6 protein-coding genes are annotated in these 6,664 nt (G+C 62.7%); 4 read left to right on the forward strand and 2 right to left on the reverse strand.

Annotated features, from left to right (window positions below):
* The first annotated feature begins 111 nt into the window (after window positions 1–111).
* The 3 genes from wrbA to pdxH all read left to right on the forward strand — a co-directional run bounded on the left by wrbA (window position 112) and on the right by pdxH (window position 1,848).
* A complete protein-coding gene (gene wrbA / locus ACESMD_RS09930) occupies window positions 112–738 on the forward strand; it encodes an NAD(P)H:quinone oxidoreductase (RefSeq protein WP_372612725.1) in 627 nt (208 codons plus the stop codon).
* Window positions 735–1,142 carry a DUF2069 domain-containing protein gene (locus ACESMD_RS09935; RefSeq protein ID WP_372612727.1) on the forward strand — a complete coding sequence of 136 codons (408 nt, stop codon included), beginning with the start codon at window positions 735–737 and terminating at the stop codon, window positions 1,140–1,142. The genes wrbA and ACESMD_RS09935 overlap by 4 nt, the downstream gene beginning before the upstream one ends.
* Before the next feature lie 64 nt (window positions 1,143–1,206).
* On the forward strand, window positions 1,207–1,848 hold the full coding sequence (pdxH, locus tag ACESMD_RS09940; RefSeq protein WP_372612729.1) for a pyridoxamine 5'-phosphate oxidase: 642 nt from the start codon (window positions 1,207–1,209) through the stop codon (window positions 1,846–1,848).
* Window positions 1,849–1,887: 39 nt separating this feature from the next.
* Here pdxH and ACESMD_RS09945 read toward each other — a convergent pair whose 3' ends face one another.
* Window positions 1,888–4,635: a GNAT family N-acetyltransferase gene (locus ACESMD_RS09945; RefSeq protein ID WP_372612731.1), complete on the reverse strand. Its 2,748-nt coding sequence runs from the start codon at window positions 4,633–4,635 to the stop codon at window positions 1,888–1,890.
* 116 nt (window positions 4,636–4,751) lie between these two features.
* Here ACESMD_RS09945 and ACESMD_RS09950 point away from each other — a divergent pair, with 116 nt between their 5' ends.
* Complete coding sequence (locus ACESMD_RS09950) at window positions 4,752–5,687, forward strand: histone deacetylase family protein (protein WP_372612733.1); 936 nt, start codon at window positions 4,752–4,754, stop codon at window positions 5,685–5,687.
* Between the two features lie 27 nt (window positions 5,688–5,714).
* On the opposite strand, the gene ACESMD_RS09955 is transcribed toward ACESMD_RS09950, so the two are convergent.
* Window positions 5,715–6,578 (reverse strand): formate dehydrogenase accessory sulfurtransferase FdhD, encoded by an 864-nt coding sequence (locus tag ACESMD_RS09955; RefSeq protein WP_372612735.1) that lies wholly within the window; start codon window positions 6,576–6,578, stop codon window positions 5,715–5,717.
* Window positions 6,579–6,664 lie beyond the last annotated feature (86 nt).

Below are 6,664 nucleotides of genomic sequence, written 5' to 3' on the forward strand. Positions count from 1 at the left end.
CGAACGGCAGCGGCGACCCAGGGATAGCATCGGTTGTGGCAAGCCCCGGCGCCCTTCTACAATGGCTTGCCTGAATCAGCGTCTACCACGCGTCCCCTGACTGGAGCCCCGATGAGCGCCTCCCTGCCCTATATCTTGATCATCTACTTTTCCCGCCAGGGGGCGACCCGCGCCATGGCCGAACACTTCGCGGCGGGTATCGAATCCCGCCGCGGTATCGAGGCGCGACTTCGCACCGTGCCGCCGGTATCGGCGACATGCGAGGCAGTGGATCCGGAGATCCCCGACGAGGGAGCCGTGTACGCCAGCCTCGACGACCTGCGTCACTGCGCCGGCCTGGCCATCGGCAGCCCGACCCGTTTCGGCAACATGGCGGCGCCCCTCAAGTATTTCATCGATTCCACGTCAGAGCTCTGGATGAGTGGCGCCCTGATCGACAAGCCGGCCTCTGCCTTCACCTCCACCGCCAGTCTGCACGGTGGCCAGGAAGCCACCCTGATCTCCATGCTGCTGCCCCTGCTGCATCACGGCATGGTCTATGCCGGCATTCCCTATAGCGAGACCGCCTTGATGGAAACGTCCACCGGCGGCACGCCCTACGGCGCCAGTCACCTCGCCGGCAAGCGCAGCGACCGCCCGCTCGACGAGCATGAACGCCAGCTTGCCCATGCCCAGGGCCGTCGACTGGCCGGACTCGCCCTGGCACTGGCCCCCCTGGTACAGGAGCCTCGCTCATGAGGCAGTGGCTGGAGGGACTGGAGGCTCGCCGGGGACTGGACCACCTGACCGCGCGGTCACGACAGCTGGTGCTGGCCAGTTATTGTGCACTGGTCGTATTGATGGTCTATCGTGGTCTCCTGGTACAGAGCGATCTCAGCCAGCTGGGGCCCCTGGTGGTCTTCGTCCTGCCGTTGGTGCTCTTCCTGCCCTCGATCATTGGCCGCCGCCCACGCGGCCATGCCTGGCTCGCCTTCGTCAGCCTGCTGTATTTCTCCCAGGGGGTGATGGTGGCGACCCTGCCGGGTCAGGGGCTGCGAGGCCTGCTGGAGGCCGTGGTGTCCCTGGCGCTTTTCACGGGATGCATGGGCTATGCCCGCTTTCGCAGTCGTCAATGGCGTGCCGGCGAGCACAGGGTGCCTTGACCGTCGCCAGCAGTATTGACTTCTATTGACATAACATTAGCCGAAGAAAATCGAGGAGAACGCGATGACACGCAATATCGCAGATATACGTCGCGACTACGAAGGTGGTCGCCTCGAGGCGTCACAGGCCTCGGGAAATCCGCTGGGACTGTTCGAGGAATGGCTGAGTCTCGCCCTGGAGAGCGAAGGCGATGACGGCAATGTGATGACTCTAGCGACGGCTGACAGTCAGGGCCTGCCCCATGCTCGCGTGGTGTTGCTCAAGGGCATCGATGAAAGAGGGCTGATCTTCTACACCAATTACCACAGCCACAAGGGCAGTGAGCTGGCCAATGTCCCCCATGCCGCTCTGGTCTTCTGGTGGCCTTCCCTGTCTCGCCAGGTGCGCTTCGAGGGCAGTGTCGAACAGGTCACCTCCGAAGAGTCGGACGGGTATTTCGCCAGCCGCCCCCGAAGCAGCCAGCTGGGCGCCTGGGTTGCCACCCAGAGCGTGGTCATTCCCGACAGAACCTGGCTCGAGGAACGCGAACAGCGTTTCGAGCGTGCCTATGAAGGCCAGATGATCACTCGTCCGATTCACTGGGGGGGCTACCGGCTCATACCGCGAATGATCGAGTTCTGGCAAGGACAGCCCAGCCGATTGCACGACCGCATCCGCTTCGAGCGTCGCGACGACGCCTGGCACCATTTCCGTCTAGCCCCCTGATCTCACGCCTGGCGATCTTGTGGCCCTGTCGGGCAAGGATCAATCCGGAAGGCTTTCCAGGCGATGCCGCTGCCACTCGCTTTCGGGGTCGTTGAGTCGCAGCACCGCATCCACTTCCTGCTCCTCCATGTCGTATCGCATCCGGAATCCCAGGCGTTGCGTCAGCGTTCGCATCGGGTGGTTGTTGGCCATGATCTTGCCGATCATCTCCAAGGTGCCCACGCTTCGACAATACTCGATCATCTTCTTCATCAGCAGGCTGCCGATCCCCAGCCCCTGCAAGTCATCGCGGACGATGATCGAGAATTCGGTACGGATATTGTCCGGATCATTCCAGACCCGTACCACACCGAGCATCTCCTGGGCGTCGTCTTCGCGGCGATGCTCGGCAATGAAGGCCATCTGCCTGTCATAGTTGATATGCGCGAGCGTGGACAGGTCACGTTGGGTCAGGTCCGCCTTATGATGGAAATAGCGGAACCGGATACTCTCTTCGGACAATTTCCCATGGAAATCACGGATCAGCGGTGCATCCTCGGCGCGGATAGGGCGCACTTCCACTTCCCAGCCATTCTTCAGAATGACGTTTTCACGCAGCTCTTCGGGATAGGGCATGATCGCGAAGCGTGCCGCAGGGCCGAGATCCATGGCGAAATCCACGGCCACCAGTCCATCGCGGTTCAACAGCAAGGGATTAAGTTCGAGCCCGCGAAGTTCCAGCAGGTCGCTGGCCATCTGTGACAGCTTGACCAGTAGTCGGCAGAGTCTTTCGATGTCTCGCTCGGGCTCCTGGGAGTGCTCGCGAATCAGGCGGGCGGCGTGGGTGCGGTAGATGGTGTCCTCGGCGAGGCGCATATTGAGTGGCGGCAGAACGACCTGGCGGTCGGCGAGGATATTGACCTTGTAGCCTCCGATGCCGAAGAGGATCACCGGACCGAAGACGGGATCACGAGTGATGCCGGCACAGAGTTGCAGGAAATGCTTGCCGCGCTGCATGGGCTGCAGACAATATTCCCGGATTTCCAGGTCGGGAAAATTCTCGTGTACCGTTTCCTCCAGTCGCGACACGCCTTCCGCGACCTGGGCGGGACCCGCCAGATCCTGCAGTAGCCCTGCCGAGAGACGGTGGGGATGGCGACGATAACGGAAGGGGTGACAGTTGCCCTCGTGGACCACCTTGAGTGCCATGAATCCCTCAAGATCGGCGGCGGCGTAGAAGCCCTCCTTGGCGCTGGTCACATAGCGACTCGGCGCCACCGAAATGCCGTAGGCCTCCAGCACCTGGGCGACTTCGGAATGGCAGAGGCATTCTCGTTCCTGATCGCGGGCACGGGCCATCAGGTCATGACAGCCCCGGCGGATCTCGGGTGTGGTGGTGAATGCCAGGCTGGGGGGCGTCTCTTGGAGCAGCGCCTGGACGCGCTGGTAATCCACCATGTGGGTGAAGGCCTTGACCGCCTTTTCCGGGGAAATGTAGGTGGGAACCCCGGCGAGATGGCTCTCGTGACGGGCCGAGACGGCTTCCTCCAGTCCCATCCAGCTGGTCAGCAGGTTACGCCGGAAACGCCGGCGATTGGCAATGATCGCCTGTGCCGTGGTCTTGGACGGCGCCAGGCGCGTCGGCGCATGGACCACCAGGACGGCATCGACCTGGGGGTCGGCGGCGACGATAGCGAGGGCCTCGACGAATCTTTCCGGTGTCGCATTACCGCCGAGGTCCACCGGGTTGTCACCCGGTCGACTGACGTCGAGAACCCCCTTGCGCAGAGCTTGCTGGGTGTCCTCGGTGAAAGCCGCCAGGCGCCCACCGCTGCTGATCAACTTGTCGATGGCAAGCAGGGCCGGCCCCAGGCCATTGGACACGATGGCCAGGCGATCGCCTCGCAAGGGCTTCATCCGCGACAGGGTCTCCAGGGCATCGAAGAGTTCGTCGGAATCATTGACCCGTACCACCCCCGCTCGCGCAAAGGCCGCATCGAAAACGCGATCCCGATTCACGATGCCGGGGGTGGGTGCCAGACCCGTGAGATCGGATTCCGGCGTTCGTCCGCTCTTGATCGCCAGTACCAGCCGATTGCGTGAGGTATCGCGCAGGGTCGTCATGAAGTGACGGGCATCCAGGATACGCTCCAGATGGAGCAGCATCGCCTGAGTGGGCGAAAACTGGCCGATGTAGTCCATCAGGTCGGGCAACATGACATCCACGCTGTCACCCAGGGTGATCAGGTGCGAGAACCCGATTCCTCGCCCCGCGGCCCAGTCGATCATGGCATTACCCAGCATGCCGGATTGGCCGAGATAGGCGACCCGCCCCGGCTTGATCGGCTGACTGGCGTAGGAGGCATTGAGCTTGCGACCCGGCACGATCAGCCCCATGCATTCCGGTCCCAGCACCCTGATTCCCGAGATCCGCGCGGCGGACAGCATGCGTTGGCGGATCGAGCCCTTGTGGTCGTCGTCCACGTCAAGGTGAGCCCCCCCGGACAGGACCAGAGCCGCCCTGACACCCAGGCGACCGAGCCGAGCGATTCGCCCCGGTACCGTCTCGATCGGGGAACAGATCACCGCCAGGTCGGGTATGGCCGGCAGCTGCGAGATGCGGCGATAGCAGGCTTGCCCATGGACGGCATCATGCCCCTTGGGATCGACCGCCCATATCTCGCCGGGGAACGCCCCTTGCTGGAGGTTTCGAATCACTAGCCCACCGAGGGAGTCCGGCTTTTCCGAGGCCCCGATGACGGCTATGGTGCTCGGTTCAAAAAAATGATGCAGGAAACGGGTACTCACATCGCACTCCCGAGGGATCGGCCGTTGGCATTACCTCCCCTGTATAAGACTTATGGACACTGTCATACAAGGGCGGCTGCCGATTATCTTGGATCCAGACCCAGCGGAGCGCTCACATGATTACCGGCTATATCACCCATCCGCATTGCATGCTCCACCACATGGGGCCCGAACATCCGGAGAGTCCATCACGGCTGGAGGCGATCCAGGCCCGGCTGTCGCTGGCCGGTGTGCTCCAGCAGACCATGCAGTCCGATGCGCGCCCTGCCACCGAGGAGGAACTCGCCAGGGTCCATTCTCTGCGCCACTTGAGGGCCCTCGACAAGTGTGTGCCCGAGGAAGGGATCGTGACACTGGACAGTGACACCCTGATGAATCCCGACAGCCTGGAGGCCGCACGGATGGCTGCGGGTGCCGTGATCCGCGGTGTCGACCAGGTGTTCAGGGGCCAGGCCGACAATGCCTTCTGCGCCGTTCGTCCCCCGGGACATCATGCCGAGGCGGCCGATGCCATGGGCTTCTGTTTCTACAACAACGTGTCGGTGGGCGCGGCCCATGCCAGGGCGCAATATCATGCGTGTCGGATCGCCATCCTCGACTTCGATGTCCACCAGTGCAACGGCACCATCGACATCTTCAAGGACGACCCCGAGGTCCTGATCTGTACCAGCTATCAATATCCCTTCTATCCCTGGCGCTATATCCGCAGCGAATGGAACAACGTGATCAATACGCCCCTGGCGGCCGGTACCGACAGTGCCACCTTTCGCCGGGCGATCGAGGACGACTGGCTGCCGGCGCTCCACGCCTTCAAACCGGATATCGTGCTGGTGTCGGCGGGCTTCGATGCCCATCGCGAGGATGAGATGGCGGATATCTGTCTCGACGAGTCAGACTTTCACTGGATCACCCAACTGGCCATGGACATCGCCGCGCTCTATGCCGACAGTCGCCTGGTGTCTGTCCTCGAAGGCGGCTATCACCTGGCCTCCCTGGGACGCAGCGCCGAGGCCCACCTCAAGGCCCTCCTGGGTCTGCCCCTCGAGGACTGAGGCTGGGCGTTGAGGAACAGCCAGATGTCAGGTTCGCTTGATGTCGCCGGGTCGCCTCGGGGGAACGGCATCCATCTCGAGGCGACCGGACGAGTGGATTGCCTGGAAATGCCGACCCTTGGCCCTGGCGATCAACATGACGCCGAAGCGCTCGGCCAGCTCCACTCCCTTCTGGGTCATGCCGGAACGCGACACCAGAACGCTGATCCCCATCTGGGCGACCTTGAGGACCATCTCCGACGTCAGTCGCCCCGTCGTGTAGAAGATGTCAGCCTTCTCCGATGTCCTTTCGTATCCAGTGAACGAGCCCACCAGCCACTCGCGGCCTGCCAGCGTATCCACGGCATTGTGGCGTCCCACATCCTCGACGAAATCCAGCACCCGGGTCTGGTGGCACAGGGCGCAGCCATGCACCGCCCCGGCGCTGCGGTAGGTATCGTTATAGGCGCCCAGGTTCTCCAGCATGGCGTAGAGGGCCGACTGGCGCAGCCGAGTCTCGGGCAGGGGCTTCAGTGAGGTGGTATCGAGCAGACGCCCGAAGACCGTGCCCTGTCCACAGCCGGTGGTCACGGTGCGCTGCCCCAGACGTTCCTCGATATCCTCGGGCAGGTGACGTGTCACTACGGCGGCGGCCTCCACGTCCCAGTCCACCTGCACGGCCTGGAGATCCTGCCGGGACGTCAATAACCCCTGATTGCACAGATATCCCACCACCAGCGCTTCCGGGTCGGCGCCCAGGGTCATCAGGGTGACGATCTCGCGCCTGTTGAGATACAGCGTGAGGGCGCGCTCGGCGGCGATGGGCTGTCGATGGCGTTCGCCGAACTCGTTGAACACATCGATATCCAGGGTCGGGGGGAGTCGCGCCTGACTCAGGCTGATGGCATGCATTGAGGTTTCCTCGGCGAAGCGTTGACTGGCGATGATGGCATTCCTTTCGTTGACTGTCTTTAATAGGAAGACTTTAATAGGAAGAC

The organism is Halomonas sp. (assembly GCF_041689495.1).
In the GTDB taxonomy this organism is placed as follows: domain Bacteria; phylum Pseudomonadota; class Gammaproteobacteria; order Pseudomonadales; family Halomonadaceae; genus Halomonas.